Annotated in this window: 10 protein-coding genes; 1 reads left to right on the top strand and 9 read right to left on the bottom strand. The window is 56.3% G+C overall.

The annotated features are described in order from the left end of the window. Window positions 1–54 precede the first annotated feature (54 nt). Complete coding sequence (locus tag OZX70_RS04265) at window positions 55–429, top strand: hypothetical protein (RefSeq protein WP_277181991.1); 375 nt, start codon at window positions 55–57, stop codon at window positions 427–429. Window positions 430–574: 145 nt separating this feature from the next. Here OZX70_RS04265 and metF read toward each other — a convergent pair whose 3' ends face one another. The 9 genes from metF to gltB form a co-directional block, all read right to left on the bottom strand. Beyond that, entirely contained in the window at window positions 575–1,426 is an 852-nt protein-coding gene (gene metF, locus OZX70_RS04260; RefSeq protein ID WP_277181990.1) for a methylenetetrahydrofolate reductase [NAD(P)H], read from the bottom strand. Window positions 1,427–1,509: 83 nt separating this feature from the next. Next, window positions 1,510–3,849, bottom strand: a complete 2,340-nt coding sequence (gene metE / locus OZX70_RS04255; RefSeq protein ID WP_277181989.1) for a 5-methyltetrahydropteroyltriglutamate--homocysteine S-methyltransferase — start codon at window positions 3,847–3,849, stop codon at window positions 1,510–1,512. A gap of 252 nt (window positions 3,850–4,101) precedes the next feature. Further along, window positions 4,102–5,295 (bottom strand): tRNA (adenine-N1)-methyltransferase, encoded by a 1,194-nt coding sequence (locus OZX70_RS04250; protein WP_277181988.1) that lies wholly within the window; start codon window positions 5,293–5,295, stop codon window positions 4,102–4,104. A 177-nt stretch (window positions 5,296–5,472) separates the two neighbouring features. Next, window positions 5,473–6,477: an NAD(P)-dependent oxidoreductase gene (locus tag OZX70_RS04245; RefSeq protein WP_277182100.1), complete on the bottom strand. Its 1,005-nt coding sequence runs from the start codon at window positions 6,475–6,477 to the stop codon at window positions 5,473–5,475. Window positions 6,478–6,519: 42 nt separating this feature from the next. Further along, on the bottom strand, window positions 6,520–7,380 hold the full coding sequence (locus tag OZX70_RS04240) for an ATP-binding cassette domain-containing protein (protein WP_277181987.1): 861 nt from the start codon (window positions 7,378–7,380) through the stop codon (window positions 6,520–6,522). A 426-nt stretch (window positions 7,381–7,806) separates the two neighbouring features. Continuing rightward, window positions 7,807–9,030: a glycogen synthase gene (gene glgA / locus OZX70_RS04235; RefSeq protein WP_277181985.1), complete on the bottom strand. Its 1,224-nt coding sequence runs from the start codon at window positions 9,028–9,030 to the stop codon at window positions 7,807–7,809. A gap of 64 nt (window positions 9,031–9,094) precedes the next feature. Next, window positions 9,095–9,547, bottom strand: a complete 453-nt coding sequence (locus OZX70_RS04230; RefSeq protein ID WP_277181984.1) for a Yip1 family protein — start codon at window positions 9,545–9,547, stop codon at window positions 9,095–9,097. Between the two features lie 112 nt (window positions 9,548–9,659). Then, complete coding sequence (locus tag OZX70_RS04225) at window positions 9,660–11,201, bottom strand: glutamate synthase subunit beta (RefSeq protein WP_277181983.1); 1,542 nt, start codon at window positions 11,199–11,201, stop codon at window positions 9,660–9,662. After that, window positions 11,201–15,787 carry a glutamate synthase large subunit gene (gene gltB / locus OZX70_RS04220; protein ID WP_277181982.1) on the bottom strand — a complete coding sequence of 1,529 codons (4,587 nt, stop codon included), beginning with the start codon at window positions 15,785–15,787 and terminating at the stop codon, window positions 11,201–11,203. The genes OZX70_RS04225 and gltB overlap by 1 nt, the downstream gene beginning before the upstream one ends. Between the last annotated feature and the right edge of the window lie 25 nt (window positions 15,788–15,812).

Genomic DNA, 15,812 nt, shown 5'->3' with positions numbered 1-15,812 from the left:
TTGGCAGATTATCGGTTATTCTTTTATATAACAGAAATTTATACGGGAGACACAATGGGAAATATCGACATTGTTGTTGCGGTCATCATAGGCGTCATAGGGTTCGCAATCGGAATCATTTTCGGAGCCATACCTGCGTTCAGCAATAAAATGGATGAAAACCAGAATCGTTGGCAACAATGGTCGGGCGTGTTCGTGCTTCTTGTCTTTTTCCTGTTGATGTACTTCAAGCTCAATATCGCCTCTTGGTCGCTCATCCTCGCAACCATTGCCGGTTTCGCAATTGCCAAGATACCTCCGCTTCACCGGTGGCTTTTGGCAAGATTCCCGATGTTACGACCAAAACAAGAAGAGAAGCAGCAGCCCAGACCTGCCCAATACCATAAACCGAGAAAGAAAAACGGCAAAAAGCGCAAGCATACGCACTGATTCTTCCAGCTTTAGTTTTAAGCTTTTTAGACCTGATACTTCAGATTTGGCATTAGCTGATTACATACAAAATCAGGCTTCTCAGATATAACCGAATCAATGTTCGCGGAAACTGTCGTTTGCTGAAAACTGTCTTATTTCACCCTTATTGAACGACTTGGAACAGCGGTTCGACATTGGCCCAGATTCGGCGGGCCAGCGCAGCACGGTTCATCGTGTAAAGATGGATGCCGTCGACGCCATGCGCCACCAGGTCAGAAATCTGTTCGGAAGCGTAGTTGATGCCGGCCTGCTGCAGGCTGGGCAAATCGTCGCCCCACTTGTCGACGATGCGTTGCACGGCAGGCGGAATCTTGGAACCATTGCGCTTGGTCATGTTGTTGATCGATGCAACACTGCGCAACGGCATGATGCCGGCCTCAATCGGCACGTCGACACCCTTGGAACGCGCGAGATCAAGGAAATGATAGAAATCATCGTTGTCATAGAACAATTGGGTGATCAGATGGTTGACACCGGCATCCACCTTTTTTTTGAGATTGTCAACGTCGTCTTCCAAACAAGGGGATTCGAGATGACATTCCGGGTAGCAGGCGCCCATAATCTGCATATCAGGGTCGTGCTCGCGAATATAGGCGGCCAAGTCACTAGCATGTTCGAAATCCCCGCACGGTTCGTTGCCTTCGACGTAATCGCCCCTGAGCGCCAACACTCCAAAGACGCCGGCCTTGCGGAAGAGCCCCAGAGCTTCATCCACCGTTGCCTTGCTGCTATACAGAGCGGTCAAATGGGCCACGACCGGGATGTGATAGTCATAATTGATGGCATGGGCGATCCTCGCGGTTTTGATGCGATCTGCATGGGTTCCGTGACGATAGGTTACAGAGATGAAGTCGGGGTTTAAACCCTGAAGCCCGTCAAGCGCATCATAGATGGCACCCACCGGCGCGTGCGGCTTGGGCGGGAACACTTCGAGCGAGAAAATCGGCGAATGCATGGCTGTCTCCTGTGACAAATCGTGTGACCGGCATCGTTTGCTTTTGCTCGATGCCGGCCACACGTTGGTAGTAGTTCGATTACTTAGTTACGCGAGGCCTGCGAATCGTTCGCAAGTTCGGCGCGAACGGTCTTGGCGGCTTCGACCATATGCTCAAGGCTCGGCCAGGTCTCCTCGTTGCCGCGGGTCTTGAGGCCGCAGTCGGGATTGATCCATACACGGCTGGGATCGGCCTTCTGCAGGATGGCATGGATGCGATCGACCAATTCCTTGGTGGACGGGATACGAGGCGAATGGATGTCGTAAACACCAGGGCCAACCTCGGTCTCGAAGTGCGCGTCATGAATCGCGTCGAGCACGACCAAGTCGCCACGCGAGGCTTCGAAGGAAATCACGTCGGCATCCATGTTGTCGATGTCCTTGATGATGTCGTTGAATTCGGAGTAGCACATATGAGTGTGAATCTGCGTAGTCGGTTTGACGGCCGAATGCACCAGGCGGAAGGCCGGAATTGCCCAGTCAAGGTACTTCTTGTGCCAGTCGGAGCGGCGCAGCGGCAGCTTCTCGCGCAGCGCGGCTTCGTCGATTTGGATGACCTTGATGCCGGCGGCCTCGAGATCGAGCACCTCGTCGCGGATAGCCAGCGCCAGCTGCTGGGTCTGCAGCTCGTTGCTGATGTCCTCGCGCGGCCAGGACCAGTTCAAAATCGTGACCGGACCGGTGAGCATGCCCTTGACGACGTGCTTGGTGCGGCTTTGCGCATACTTGCTCCAACGTACCGTGATCGGCTCGGCACGCGAGACGTCGCCCCAGACGATCGGAGGCTTGACACAGCGGGTGCCGTAGGACTGCACCCACGCGTTCTTGGTGAAGAGATAACCGTTCAAATGCTGGCCAAAGTATTCGACCATATCATTGCGCTCGAATTCGCCGTGAACCAGCACATCGAGGCCGATCTGCTCCTGATGGGCGATGACCTGATCAATCTGTCCCGCAATGAAATCGTCATAGGTCTTCTGGTCGATTTCCCCCTTGCGGAACTTGGCACGGGTGGAACGCACTTCGCGGGTTTGCGGGAAGGAACCGATGGTGGTGGTCGGCAGTTCCGGTAGGTTCAGTTCCTCGTGCTGCACTTTCCTGCGCTCGGCACGGGCCGGCTGACGCACGAAGTCCTTGTCGGTGAGCGAAGCGAGACGCTGCGCCACGGCCTGATCAGGAGCCACGCGGCTGCCGTCGAAGAGCTCCTGATTGGCGGCCAGCGTCTGCGATTCCTTACGCAACGTGTCATCGGCATCGGTCAGCTCGGCGACATCAACGAGCTCACCGAGCTTCTGGACTGCGAAGGCGAAGTGCTTCAGTACTTCCGGCTTCAGCCCAGTCTCGTCTTCCGTGCTGAACGGCACATGGAGCAGGGAGGATGCTGTGGAAACCGCGACGTTGTTGGTCTTGGTCTTCAACGCATCGAGCAGCCCGAGGCTTTGCGCGTAGTTGTTGCGCCAGATGTTGCGGCCGTTGATCACGCCTGCGAAAATCGTGGTGTTCTTGGCGACATCATACTTTTCGATGGCAGCAAGATTCTCGTCACGCCCTTCAATGAGGTCGAGGCCGACGCCGTCGAACTCGAAGAGGTTCACCGTCTCGTAGATGTCGGCGATGTTGCCGAAGTAAGTGTTGAGCAACACCTTGACGTTCTTGCCGTCGGCACCGGAACGTGCCGGCAAGATGGCGGAATAGAGCGCCTTGAAGAGTTCGGTGTCGCCGTCTTCCTTGTCAAGCACCAAGTAAGGTTCATCGAGCTGCACCCATTGCGCACCGAGTTCGGCGAACTTGCTGATGACTTGTGCGTAGACTCCGGAGACCGCATCAACCAGGCCACGATCAAGTTCCAGTTCTTCGGCCTGCGGGTTGCGGGCCAGCTTGAGGAAAGTGTAAGGACCAATCAGTACCGGCTTAGTAACGATGCCCTGTGCCTTGGCTTCGTTGAATTCGTCGAACGGTTTGGTGGAATTGAGCTTGATTTCAGTGGAAGCATCGATTTCGGGAACCAGATAGTGATAGTTAGTGGTAAACCACTTCTTCATCGGTAATGCGGTAACGTCGCCTTCCGGCCCCTGATAGCCGCGGCCCATGGCGAACAGCGTATCCTCGGCGTTCTTAAAGGAAAGACGGCGGTAACGTTCCGGAATGACATTCAGCAGGATAGCAGTGTCGAGCATCTGGTCGTAATAGCTGAAATCATTGCTGGGGATGAGATTGACGCCCGCGTCGGCCTGCAGCTTCCAATGGTCGGCACGCAACTGCTTGCCCGTAGCGCGTACGTCGTCAAGGCTGGACTTGCCTTTCCAGTAGCCTTCGATAACCTTCTTTAATTCGCGGTCACGCCCGATGCGAGGGAAACCGGAAACCGATGTGAGAGCAGACATAATTCCTCCAGAGATTGACAAACGACTAACGAAATCTTACCAAATAATCCCGTTCAAAGGGCATCAAGCCATTTAAGGTGTCGTTATCAATATTATTTATACGACAATTCCGGTTCCTACAATACGCCTCTCAACCTGTCATAGAACAACGAACCTCTGAAATCGTTCTCCGACATGCCAACAGCCATATGCCAGCCGCACGACACACCCACCTTCACAACCCATTATGGCCGGCTTCCATTCAACGATTCATCATATTTCGCGCAACTGGTCGCCGAGATCGCGCAGAACCTTGCGAAGCTTGCGGTCGCTGATGTCGCGCAGTTCGAGGTCGGCAAGACGGGATTCGCGGTCTTCATCGGTCAGGGAATCAATATCGGTGACGGTGTCTTTGGTGGCACGGTCACGTTTGTGCAGGGCTCCAAAACCAGGAGCCATGGCTCGGGTGACGATGAGGAAACCGGTATGACCGATCATCTGATGGTCCGGACGGACGGCGAGACCTTGTGCCTTCCAGGTACGTTCGAACGTCTCTTGCACCTCCGGTTCCATCCAGCAACCGGCATCGCGCAAGGCCTCACAGAAACGGGACATCTGCGTGGTTGTGGTGATGTAGACGATGAGCACTCCGCCGGGGGCGATGACACAATAGGCTTGTTCAAGCCGATTCCACGGGTCGAGCATGTCGAGGACTATACGATCGAATGGTTGAGAAGAAAATTGAGTCAGGCTAGCTGCCACATCATTAGTCGATTCAGTTAACGAATCTTTATCGCCTACCATATCCGACTGTGTTATCGGATAATCATCGACTACTTTACCAGCAGCAGGTCTATCAGCAGATTCAATGCCGTTCGCAAGTTTTGCAGCAACCGTATCGAAATCACCAGTCAGCAAATCCCACCATTCCGGGCGTTTGCCATAATATAGCGTCGCATTGGCCTCGGCTATTTTGGCGAATTCGGGACGCATCTCGATGGTGGTCAAGTGGCCTTGCTCCCCCACGGCATCAAGCAGATTGAGGCTCATCGCGCCACTGCCGGCACCGGATTCCAAAACGTTCATTCCAGCGCGTATATCGCCAAGCTGAATGACCTGGGCGATGTCTTTCGGATACATGATCTGCGCTCCGCGCGGCATGGAAAGCACATAATCCGCGAGCCTCGGCCGCATGACCGCGTAATCCCAACCGCCGATAGCACGTGCCGCCTTCCATGGCTTGGGCTTGTCATGGCCAGGCGTGCCGCCGCTTATCTGCGCCTCGCGCTTCGAGGTGACGGTAGTGACGACGATGCCTTCACTCGAGCCGATGACATCGTCGTGCAGGATGATGCCGTGGTCGGTCTGGGTGGAACCACCGACAACAAGCTGGTCAGTGATCTTCTTGCCCTTGCGGTCCGTAAACTGGACCTTCTCCCCCGCTTGTAACGCCCCGCGTCTCGGCATACCCGCTCCTTGTCATCCCTCGAAGTCTCAAATCGGCCTGACAAACTTCAGACCAATGTCATCAAACCTTATATTCTCACGTCGCCTCGATGGCTCAATGCAAAACAAAAAGGAATTCAAGCACAAAAATCGCCTGATTTTATGCTTGAATTCCTTTTTTGGCTGTTAAAAGCCGATTCAGCAGTCCACCTTGTAGACCGGTTCCTTGCCTTCGGTGACGCGCTTGACATCGGTCATGCTGTGCATGACCATGTTGCGCACGGAAGTCTGAGTGTAGAAGGCGGAATGCGGGGTGATGATGACGTTGTCCATCGCCGAAAGCTCGCGGTAGAACTGCGGCAGCTGAGACTCGTTGTCGAATCGCTTCATGAAGAGCTCTGTTTCCTCGGCGAACACGTCAATGGCGGCACCGGCAATCTCGTGGTTCTTGAGCGCCGCAATTAGAGCCTGCGTGTCGATAAGCGGGCCGCGCGCCTGGTTGACGATGAACGCCGTATCCTTCATCATTTTGAACTGCTCGGCACCGATCATGCCAACCATGTAGGGCTCAAGCGGGGTGTGCAGCGTCAGGATATCGGCCTCGCGCACCACGGTGTCGAAATCGGTGTATTCAAGGAACGCTTCGTTGGCGGCGTTGGTAATCAGATCGTTGCCGATGACTGTGGCGCCCAAGGCGTGGAAAAGCTCGGCCACGGCGGAACCGATGCGGCCGACACCGATGATGCCAACGGTCTTGTGGTAGATTTCGTCGCTCATTTCCTCTGAAACGCGAACGAAATCGCCCTTGCGCTCATTGCCCAGAATCTGGCCGTAATGACGAAGCAGATACATGACCGAAGCGAGTGTGTTTTCGGCGACCGCACGCGGCGAATAGGCCGGAGTATGGGTGACCAGAATATGGTATTTCCTCACATAATCAAGATTGAGAATATCAAAACCGACCGTACGCAGCGCAATGTGATGAATGTCGTAGTCGACCAGCCTCTTATAGATTTCCTCGTCGGCGACATCGGGAACCTGTTGCAGGCTGACGGCATCATAGCCATGGCCTTTGGCCATGTCGACCGTCTCGAGCGTCAGGTCATCCGGCGTCGTCACCAGCTCGTCCTCCGGATGGTTTCTCATCCATTCGTCGGCATAATCCTGCCCTTCAGGACGAATATTATACAGGAGTGCTTTCATCACTACCCTTTCTTCATTCTTCGGTAATAAATGTTATTAAACTCAGTTATCATCGATGGCGTAGGCCGACCAGCGACCCTGGTCGTGGGTCACTTTGAGCGGCAGGCCGAAGATATGGCTGAGACGCTCGGCGGTAAAGCCGTGCTCGAGGTCACCGGTATAGATAATGGTTCCCGGTTGCGGATCGGCACCAGCGACATTGTCCGCGTGGGCGTCGGTCTCGTTGCCGGCCATGCGACCCATGATGGCAACGTGATCAAAACCTTGCGGAATCTCCTCGAGCCGGTGCGTCACCAGCAGCACCGTGCGGTCTGTGTCGTGCCGACCAATATCGCTCAGCGCTCGCAAAGCCAGCTCGCGGCCACCCAGATCGAGACCGGTCGTCGGCTCGTCAAGAATCAGCAGATCGGGGTCACCCATCAGGGCCCGACAAATCAAGACGCGGGTGCGCTCACCTTCCGAAAGCTTGAACATCTGCTTGCCTTCGAGATATTCGATGCCGAACATGGTCATGTACCCACGAGCTTTGTCGTAATCGGCCTGGGTGAAGTGTTCACGCCAGCGGCCGGTGGTCGAGGTCAACGCTGTCAAAATGACGTCGAGCGGGTCTTCCTCGTTGGGGAACGAACGTGACAATTCCGCGGAACTAAGGCCAATACGATTGCGGTAGGAAAAGACGTTGACTTTGCCGAGGCGGTTGCCAAGGATATCGACGGTTCCCACTGAGGGGAACCCACGGGTCGCCATCATCGCCACGAGGCTGGATTTGCCGATGCCGTTGGGGCCAAAAAGCACCCACTTCTCTCCACTTTTGAGGTCAAGGTTCACGTCGGTCAAAATGACGCGACGGTTCCTACGAAATTCCACATTGGTCAGTTTCAGCGCCGAAACAGCTTCGCCCATTCTTATTCTTGTCCCTTCATCATGGCCATGCGCTCTATTGCGCGATTCTGTTTGTTCTCATAGCCTAATCCGGAACAGCCGAGGAAAATGCCGTCGTTCCATAATGTGACGAAGCCACGCCGCCGGTCAGGTGAGGAAACTAGCCACCAAAAGAATCACGGAAAAGAAATATAGGCAGCAACCCACGACGATTTTGAGAGTGTGCAGGGTTCGTTTTTTACCGAAGACCGCGGAAAGGCAGAGAGCCGTCGCCACAATGAAAATGACGGCAATCAATACGTACAGCACATACTGAAACATGTCGCACCTTTCTTGGTTTGTCTCTGCGTGTTCAACGATTACTTGCAGAATATAATAATTCAAGCACTTCTGCATTCTGCCATATCAAACTTAACATTTTCATGTCATATGACCAAAGCCGACTTGTCAACGCAGAACCTGACGATAGACATCCATGGTTTCGTCGGCGATGCGTTCCCAACTGAATTGGTCGCGGGCACGTCTGAAGCCGGCTTCGCCCATCTCCTTGGCTCGTTGCGGATTTTCCATAAGCCGGTTGATGGCCGCAGCCATATCGTGCACGAAATCCTCAGGATGTATGGGTGTTCCGCTGCCGTCACGTTTCTGTTCTATCGGAACGAGATAACCGGTCACCCCGTCGACCACAACCTCGGGAATTCCGCCTGTGGCACTGGCGACCACCGGCAGACCGCAGGCCATCGCCTCAAGGTTAACGATGCCAAGCGGCTCGTAGATACTCGGACAAATGAAGGCGTTGCAACCATGTTCGAGGGCGTTCAACTCGGAACGTGGCAGCATCGCCTCAATCCAGATAACGTTGCCGCGTTCGGCCTTGAGCTGGGCGAAAGAGGAGCGAACTTCATTGCCTAGTTCCTCGGTATCCGGGGCCCCGGCGCAGAGCACGACCTGAATGTCCTTGTCAATCAGAGGAAGGGCCCGCAACAGATACGGCAGGCCTTTCTGCCGCGTGACACGACCGACAAAGAGCAAGGTGGGCTTGTTTCTGTCGATATGGTAACGCTCAAACACCTTCCAACCCGGGTCATCTGGGCTTGGGGTGGCAAAGTCGGACACAGTGATGCCATTATGAACCACGGCAATTTTCGCGGTATCAATCGAAGGATAGGCCGTATGAATGTCCTGTTTCATGCCTTCTGAGACCGCGATGACACGGTCGGCATGGGTGAAGGCGTCACGTTCGGCCCAAGAACTTAGATTATAACCGCCGCCAAGCTGGTCACGTTTCCACGGACGGAACGGTTCGAGGCTGTGCGCGGTGACGACAAGCGGGATATCGTGCATCTGCTGGGCCAACCGACCAGCCAGACAGGCATACCATGTATGGGCATGCGTGATGTCACCATCGACATCATTGGCCATTTGCAAATCCACCCCGAAGGTCTGCAAAGCCATATTATCTTGTGATAATTCAGCCGGCACATCATAGCCGACCACGTGCAAACTGCCATCTGGCACCAGTGGAACCTCATCAGGCTTTCTGGGCCCATCGAAAGCCCGCACCGTAACCTCGGCACGCTCGGCGAGCACTTTCGACAGTTGTTCGACATGCACGCCTGCACCGCCGTAGATATGCGGCGGATACTCACGGGTCAGCAGATCAATCCTCATATGCGTCAATCAACCTTATGCACCTATCACTTTGAACAACGGCTTACAAACCGAACAACGCCCTTTAAATCGCGGTGCCATTGGAATCAAGGTTCGGATTGTGATGATAATTCCCAGCCGTGAAGAACAGGCTCAGCACACCGACCACAAAAATGATGGAAACGGTCAAAATCAGCCACATTGGATGCTTAGGAACCCACATCAGAATCGCAAAGGCGATGCCCGAAAGAATAATCAAGGTCCAGCTGGCGATTCTGAACCACTGATGCAACGAGTGCGGCGCCTTCATGACCTTCGGATCGCTGTAGTTGGGATCAAGATTCTCTGCCGGTGCCGCCAGCTTCTCGGCCTTGGGCTTCCATTCGGTGCCACCGTTCTCCTCAAGGCGACGGCTGCGTTCCTGCAACGAATATTCATCAATCAAACCACCACGGCCACGATTCTGCGGCTGATTCGGTTGCGGCACTCCTTGACGGTTGCGCTTGGTCTGTGCCCTGCGTTCAGCGCGATTCGGCATCTCGATTCCTTTCAGCGGTGAATTCGTTCTGGTCTAATTTTAGCCCCAACCCTGCCAAGAGATACGCACACGAATTTCTTGCGGCCTACCTCTTAGTTTTCGAGCCCACTTCTCAGAGCCTTGGAAGCACCATCGGCTTTTGTGTGGAGACAATCGGGGCGGGAAGCTCGGTGGTGCCGTTGAGGAAACGGTCGACGGCAGATGCGCAACTGCGGCCTTCGGCAATCGCCCAGACCACAAGACTCTGGCCTCTTCCCGCGTCACCGCACACAAAGACGCCATCCTGACTGGTCTCGAATTGCTTGTTACGAGCCACATTACCGCGTCGGTCGAGCTCGACCGGCAGCTGGCTGAGCAGCGTCGAGGTGTCAGGATGCAGGAAGCCAGTGGAGATCAATACCAGATCGGCGTCGATAATCCGTTCGGTTCCGGGGACATGTTCGCGTTTACCGTCCGCCGTACTTTTCACATCGATGACTTTGACACCTGTGACATGGCCGGATTCATCGGCTACGAATCCGCTCGCCAAGCCGCTGCCATCCAGGGTCACACGATCGGTTTCTGCGACTTCCTCGATGCCAGTGAAACTGACGGTATCGGTCTTGTATTCATAGGTGCCGCCCTCCTCCATCGAGGTGGTGGGCTGGTAGAGACGCGCGTAAGTCGGCCAGGGTTGATTGTCCGGACGGACCTTGGGTTCCTTGGGATTGATCTGCAGGACGGTGATGCTGGTGGCGCCTTGACGAATAGCGGTGCCAAGGCAATCCGAACCGGTATCGCCGCCACCGATAATGACGACTTTCTTGCCGTTGGCGTCGATATCGTTGATTGGCTCCTTGCCTTCGCAACGACGGTTGGCATCAGGCAGGAAGTCCATGGCGAAGTGGATGCCGTCAAGTTCACGGCCGGGTACGCTGACATCACGCGGAACGCCGGAACCAATAGCTACTACCACGGCGTCATAGCGCGAACGCAGCTCGTCCCAACTCACATCCTTGCCGATTTCCATATTCGTGCGGAACACTGTGCCCTCGGCCTCCATCTGCTGGATGCGGCGGTCAATCAGATGCTTGTCGAGTTTGAAGGACGGGATGCCGTAGCGCATCAGCCCGCCGATTTCGTCGTCACGTTCGTAAACGACGACGGTGTGGCCAGCACGGGTCAGCTGCTGGGCGCAGGCGAGACCGGCGGGGCCGGAACCGACGATGGCGATAGTCATGTCGGAAAGACGCTGTGGCGGCATCGGCTTCACGTAGTCAAGTTTCCACGCCTGGTCGATGATGGTCTGCTCGTCGGCTTTGATCATCGTCGGCGGCTGGTGAATGCCCAATACGCACGCCTGTTCACACGGTGCCGGGCAGATCAGTCCAGTGACTTCGGGGAAATTGTTGGTGGAGGAAAGCCGCTGATAGGCTTCTTCCCACTGACCTTGCCGCACCAGATCGTTGAAGTCCGGAATGATGTTGCCAAGCGGGCAACCTGTCATACAGAATGGCGTGCCACAGTCCATGCAACGCGCGGCCTGCTCCTTGGTCCACGGCTGGAAACCGGACTGGGCGTGCACATCCTTCCAATCGTGGATGCGCTCGGCCACTGGACGGTCCTGCGCCTCGTGGCGCGTCTGTACTTTCAGAAATCCTTTGGGATCGCTCATCAGTCCACTCCCTCCATCACATGCTCGTAGACGCTATCCCAGGCTCCGGGAGCGTTGAAATCGACGTTGTCAACGCGGGCCTCGTCCATGGCCGCGCTCATCGCGACGAACTGCTTAGGCACGACATGCGTGAAGCGGGAACGCGCCTGTTCCCAATCGTCGAGCAGGGTCTGCGCGAAGAGCGAACCCGTTTCTTCCGCATGTTTCTTGACCATCTGATGGACGCGCTGGGCTTCGTCGTCGTTCAAGGCTTCGAAGAGCAGGGAACCGGATTTGACGGCTCCCGGATTGACCTTGTTCATATCCAGATCGAGTACGTAGGCGTGGCCTCCGGAGAAACCGGCGCCGAAGTTGCGTCCGGTGGGACCGAGCACCACCACGGTGCCGCCGGTCATATATTCACAGCCGTGGTCACCCACGCCTTCCACCACGAATGTCGCGCCGCCGTTACGAACCGCGAATCGTTCACCGGCACGTCCGGCAACGTACATCTCTCCTGAGGTCGCGCCGAAACCGGTGACATTGCCGGCGATGACGTTGGTGTGCGGATCGAAGCTCAATTCGCCGTCTTCGGGACGGACGATGATGCGTCCGCCGGAAAGGCCCTTGGCTGCATAATCGTTGACCTCGCCGTAGATGCGCAAGGTCTCGCCGCGCGGGATGAACGCGCCAATGGACTGACCGCCGGAACCGCGCAGGGTCATATCGATGGTGTCATCAGGCAGGCCTTTGGCACCGTAACGCTTGGTGATTTCGTAGCCGACCATCGTGCCGACGGTGCGGTTGACGTTGCGGATCGGCAGGTCGAGACGCACCGGCTCGCGGTTGTCGAGCGCAGGCTTGACCAATTCGATGAGTCTGTTGTCCAGTGCCTTGTCAAGCTCGTGGTTCTGCTTAATCGTCTGATGAAGAATCGTACCGGGCGTCGGGCCCGACTGGGCAAGGACGTTCGAAAGATCAACGCCATTGGACTTCCAACGTTCCACGGCTTCGTCCTGATCGAGGCATTCAACGTGGCCGACGGCCTCTTCGAGGCTATGGAAGCCGAGTCGCGCCAGCAGTTCTCGCACCTCACGAGCGATGAACATGAAGAAGTTGACCACGTATTCGGGCTTGCCGGTGTAGCGTGCGCGCAACTCCGGGTCCTGGGTGGCGATGCCTTGCGGGCAGGTGTTCAGGTTGCAGGCGCGCATCATGACGCAACCTTCGGCCATTAGCGCAGTGGTGGCAAAGCCGAATTCCTCGGCACCGAGCAGGGCGGCGATGACCACGTCACGGCCGGTCTTCAGTTCGCCGTCACACTGAACAACGATGCGCGAACGTAGACCGTTCAAAATCAGTGTCTGCTGGGTCTCGGAAAGGCCAATCTCCCAAGGAGTGCCGGCGTGCTTGATGGCGTTCAGCGGAGCCGCACCCGTGCCGCCATCAGAGCCAGAAATCAACACCACGTCGGCATGGCATTTGGCTACGCCTGCCGCAACGGTGCCCACGCCGAATTCGGAGACGAGCTTGACGTGGATGCGGGCCTTGGGATTGGCCATCTTTGCATCGTAGATCAGCTGCTTCAGATCCTCGATGGAGTAGATGTCGTGGTGAGGCGGCGGTGAAATCAGTTCGACGCCAGGCGTGGCGTGACGCACGGTGGCAATCCATGGCGGCACTTTGGCGCCAGGCAGATGCCCACCTTCACCGGGCTTGGCACCCTGGGCAAGCTTGATTTGCAGGTCGGTGGCGTGGACGAGATAATCGCTGGTAACGCCGAACCGCGCGGACGCGATCTGCTTGATGCGGCTGGAACGCAGCGGGTCTTCGATACGGTCGTCGGATTCGCCGCCCTCGCCGGAATTGGAACGGGCTCCGATAGAGTTCATGGCGATAGCAAGCGTTTCGTGTGCTTCCTGCGAGATAGAACCATAGCTCATCGCACCGGTGGAGAACCGCTTGACAATCTCGCTTTCCGGCTCGACTTCCTCAATCGGAATCGGCTTGCGATTGCCGGTGAATTTCATCAGCCCACGCAGCGTCATCAATCTGTTTGACGTGTCGTTGACGTGCTCGGAATATTTCTTGAACAGGCCGTAGTCGCCGCGTTGGGTGGCCTGTTGCAGCAAGAAAACGGATTCTGGGTCATTCAAATGATCTTCGCCGGTTCTCCTCCACTTGTATTGTCCGCCGACGCGCAGCCTACGGTGCGGCGTTGCCGTCCATTGGTTTGGATAGGCAACGCGATGTCGGGTGGCGACTTCCTCGGCGATTTCATCGAGGCCGATGCCGCCGACACGTGAGGTAGTGCCGGTGAAGTACTTGTCGATGACCTCCTGATTAAGGCCGACAGCCTCGAAAAGTTGAGCGCCGCGGTAGCTCATGATAGTGGAGACGCCCATCTTGCTCATGATCTTCAGAACGCCGACGGAAAGAGCCTTGCGAAGGTTCTCCACACCGGTCTTGGCATCGACGTCAAGGAATCCACCTCGCGCCAGATCCTCCACGGATTCGAAGGCGAGGTAAGGATTCACACAAGCGGCGCCATAGGCGATGAGCAAGGCGACGTGATGGATTTCACGGACGTCGCCCGCCTCGACGGCCATGGAGACCTGCGTACGGGTATGCATACGCAACAAGTGATGCTGCACCGCGCTGGTAAGCAGCAACGAAGGAATCGGACCCCATGTATGGTTGGAATCGCGGTCGGAAAGCACGATGAAATTCTTGCCTTCGGCGATGGCCTGATCAACTTCGTCAAAAATCTCTTCAAGACGGGCCTCAAGCGCTTTGCCGCCTCCGGCGACCTGATAAAGACCGTGAACAATGAACGGCTTGTAATACCCGCCGAGCACCTTGGCGCGGTCAAGACGCTTGAGCTGGGCCATCTCGTCGGAATCGATGACCGGGTTCGGGATGACGATCTTCTTGGCGGAAAGCGCCAAGTCCTCCAGCAGATTGGGCTCTGGACCGATGGCCGAGGCCAACGACGTGACGATTTCCTCACGTTCCCAGTCCAGCGGCGGGTTGGTGACCTGTGCGAATTTCTGGGTGAAGTAGTCGAACAGCATGCGGCTATGGTTGGAAAGAACAGGCTGAGGGGTGTCATTGCCCATCGCACCGATAGGCTCCTTGCCGGTGTTGGCCATCGGCCGCAGCAGAATCTTCAAATCCTCCTGCGTATAGCCGAACGCGCGTTGGCGGCGGACGACAGAAACGTTGGAGTGACGGACGTGCTCGCGTGCCGGAAGGTCGCTCAGTCTGACAGCATTGCCTTCAATCCATTCACGGTATGGATGCTGCGTAGCGAGCTGATGCTTGATCTCCTTGTCAGGCACAATGCGCCCTTCAGCGGTATCAATGAGAAACATCTTGCCAGGTTCGAGCCTGCCCTTGGCGACGATATGTTCCTGTTCGGTTTCGGGCAACACACCGGCTTCGCTGGCCAGCACAACGTATCCGTCGTCGGTGATCTGCCAACGTCCGGGACGAAAGCCGTTGCGGTCGAGCTGTGCTCCGACCAACGTACCGTCGGTGAAAATGATGTCGGCTGGACCGTCCCAAGGCTCGATCAGTGAATTGTTATATTCGTAGAACGCACGGACGTCGGCGTCAAACGTATCGTCCTTCTCCCAAGCCGGCGGCAACATCATCAGCACGGCGTGCGGCAGACTGCGCCCGGCGAGATGAAGCAGCTCAAGGCATTCATCGAACGTGCCGGAATCGGAATAACCCGGCGTGGCCACCGGCAGCAACGGTTCGAACTCCCCCAACAACTCGCTGCTGAGCTTGCCTTCACGCGCGGAAAGCCAGTTGCGGTTGCCCTGGATGGTATTGATCTCGCCGTTGTGCGCAATGAGGCGGAACGGCTGGGCCAACGGCCAGCTTGGGAAGGTGTTGGTGGAGAAGCGCGAATGGACGATGGCAATGGTCGTCTTCATCTTGGAATCGTTGAGGTCCGGGAAGAAGTTGGTGAGCTGCATCGTGGTAAGCATGCCCTTGTAGGTAATCGTCCGCGCGGAAAGCGAGGCGAAATAGACCCCGGCCTCGTGCTCGACGCGTTTGCGGACGCGGAACGCCTTGCGGTCAAGCTCCAAGCCGCCCAACGATGCCTGCCCGGCCTGTTGTGGCGAGGACATGACCAACATTTCGAAGGCCGGCATCGAAGCCAACGCCTGCAAGCCCAGCCCGTCCGGGTTGGTCGGCACTGTACGCCACGCAAGGACTTCCAAGCCTTCTTCGGCTACGATATCGGCGATCTGACGCTTCTGCTCGCTTGCAGATGCCAAGTCGCGGTCAAGGAATGCGATACCAACGACATAATGCCCGGCCTGCGGCAAATCAGCCTCGATAACGGAACGCATGAACTCGTCGGGCATGGCCATAAGGATGCCGGCACCATCACCGGTGTTTTCCTCGGCTCCTACCGCCCCACGGTGGTTCAGGTTAACGAGCACTTCGATGGCGTCGTCGACGATCTTGCGTTCCGGGCGCTTGTTCAAGGTGGTAACCATGCCGACACCGCACGCATCATGCTCTGCCGCAGGGTCATACATACCTTGCGCGCGATGAATCGTCAAATCGAGTGGGGTCTTAAGAGTCACCACAATCACCTCTAGCTTCCGATAA

Origin of the sequence: Bifidobacterium sp. ESL0732 (assembly GCF_029395535.1) — a bacterium.
Taxonomy (GTDB): Bacteria; Actinomycetota; Actinomycetes; order Actinomycetales; family Bifidobacteriaceae; genus Bifidobacterium.
The sequence above is the reverse complement of the archived record's forward strand: the minus strand, read 5'-3'. Positions and strand labels throughout refer to the sequence as shown.

Excerpts from the sequence above, each read along its gene's own strand:
- OZX70_RS04265 (WP_277181991.1), top strand. The coding sequence starts at position 55 with ATGGGAAATATCGACATTGTTGTTGCGGTCATCATAGGCGTCATAGGG.
- metF (WP_277181990.1), bottom strand. The coding sequence starts at position 1,426 with ATGCATTCGCCGATTTTCTCGCTCGAAGTGTTCCCGCCCAAGCCGCAC.
- metE (WP_277181989.1), bottom strand. The coding sequence starts at position 3,849 with ATGTCTGCTCTCACATCGGTTTCCGGTTTCCCTCGCATCGGGCGTGAC.
- OZX70_RS04250 (WP_277181988.1), bottom strand. The coding sequence starts at position 5,295 with ATGCCGAGACGCGGGGCGTTACAAGCGGGGGAGAAGGTCCAGTTTACG.
- OZX70_RS04245 (WP_277182100.1), bottom strand. The coding sequence starts at position 6,477 with ATGAAAGCACTCCTGTATAATATTCGTCCTGAAGGGCAGGATTATGCC.
- OZX70_RS04240 (WP_277181987.1), bottom strand. The coding sequence starts at position 7,380 with ATGGGCGAAGCTGTTTCGGCGCTGAAACTGACCAATGTGGAATTTCGT.
- glgA (WP_277181985.1), bottom strand. The coding sequence starts at position 9,030 with ATGAGGATTGATCTGCTGACCCGTGAGTATCCGCCGCATATCTACGGC.
- OZX70_RS04230 (WP_277181984.1), bottom strand. The coding sequence starts at position 9,547 with ATGCCGAATCGCGCTGAACGCAGGGCACAGACCAAGCGCAACCGTCAA.
- OZX70_RS04225 (WP_277181983.1), bottom strand. The coding sequence starts at position 11,201 with ATGAGCGATCCCAAAGGATTTCTGAAAGTACAGACGCGCCACGAGGCG.